Source organism: Burkholderia sp. S171, from assembly GCF_009766085.1.
Classification (GTDB): Bacteria; Pseudomonadota; Gammaproteobacteria; order Burkholderiales; family Burkholderiaceae; genus Caballeronia.
Map to the genome: position 1 here is coordinate 1 of NZ_LMUF01000055.1, position 1,664 is coordinate 1,664.

The 1,664-nt window shown below is 59.0% G+C and carries 1 protein-coding gene; it reads right to left on the minus strand.

What is annotated here, in order from left to right; genetic code table 11:
- A partial coding sequence (locus GSQ93_RS31850; RefSeq protein ID WP_216857707.1) for an Ig-like domain-containing protein occupies positions 1-1,546 on the minus strand: 1,546 nt, incomplete at its 3' end.
- Positions 1,547-1,664: the final 118 nt, after the last annotated feature.

The window sequence follows — 1,664 nt, forward strand, 5'->3', positions numbered from 1 at the left end:
GTGACACTGTGAAAGTGAACGCGGCCGGATCCGACTTCGGACCTGTAGTGCCCGCTGCATTCGTGTCCGTGACAGTAATGTTGTGCGCACCGGTGGACAGGTCACTGCTCGGCGTGAACGTCCAGTTACCGTTCGTATCAATCTTGACCGAACCAAGCTGAGTCGCGCCGTCGTACACCGTAATGATGTCGCCTGCCTTGCCCGTGCCGCTGATATGCGGGTGACCATCGTTGGAGGTCGAGCCGGCCGGAATTGACACACCGCTGTCATTGGTCAGGACCGGGACAGGCGGCTTTGCCGGAACGCTAGTGTCCACCGTGATGCTCCACGAATTCGACGCAACACTCTGATTTGCGTCGCTGCCCAAAAACTGGGTTGCGGTAAAGATGTGAATTCCATCGTTCAAGGTGTACTGAGACTTGATCGACCAGTGACCGGTAGCGTCCACTACGGCCTGCCCGTTCCCAACCTTATCCACATAAAGGTAGACCGTATCGCCAACCGTACCCGTGCCCTTGATGGTGGGCTGGTTGTCGTCGGTCGTGCCGTTGTTGGGCACTGTGCCCTGAATCGGGCCTACAGCGTCTTGCACATCCGTGATTACCGGTGGGCCGGCGACTGCCGAAGTCTCATTGAACGCATACGGACTTGAGGCAGGACCATTACCCGCTGAGTTCTGAACTTGCGCGTAATAGGAATGACTTCCCACGCCCACGCCCGAATCGTTGAACGTCCAGCTTGTTCCCGACATGGTGGCCGTGCCAATCTTCGTGCCGTCGCGGTACACCGCAAGCGTCTCGCCAGCAAGCAACGACGACGACACCGTGCCGTGAACTACCGGCGATGTGTCGCTGGTAGAACCACCCGCCGGAATATTGGCGCCGGACGTGTGATCCGTCAGGCTGGTGATTGCCACGGTTTCAAGCGGGAGAACAGCGGCCGACGAAGCCTCGGTGAACGCATACGGACTCGAGGCAGCACCATTACCCGCTGAGTTCTGAACTTGCGCGTAATAGGAATGACTTCCCACGCCCACGTTCGAATCGTTGAACGTCCAGCTTGTTCCCGACATGGTGGCCGTGCCAATCTTCACACCGTCGCGGTACACCGCAAGGGTCTCGCCAGCAAGCAACGACGACGACACCGTGCCGTGAACTACCGGCGATGTGTCTTTGGTCGACCCACCTGCCGGAATGTTGGCGCCGGACGTGTGATCCGTCAGGCTGGTGATCGAGACGGTTTCAAGCGGGAGAACAGCGCCTGACGAAGCCTCGGTGAACGTAAATGTGTTCGAGCGCGGACCAGCGCCGGCTGAGTTCTCCACTTGGGCGTAATAGCTGTGAGTTCCGATCCCTACGCCTGAATCGTCGAACGTCCAGTTCACACCCGCCGCAAACGTCGCGACGCCGACTTTCTGGCCGTCGCGGTAGATCACAAGCGTCTCGCCGGCCTGCAACCCAGACGAGACATACCCGCTAAACGCCGGCGCCGGGTTAGTGGTTGATCCGCCGGACGGAACGTAGACGTTGCCAACGTGATCATACATGTTGGCAATGGTCACGCTTTCAAGCGGGATAACAGGGACTGGGCTGACCTCGTTGATGATAACGGTATTTGACGTCGGTCCTGCTCCGCCGTTACCTTCAACACGCGCCTGGTAGGTG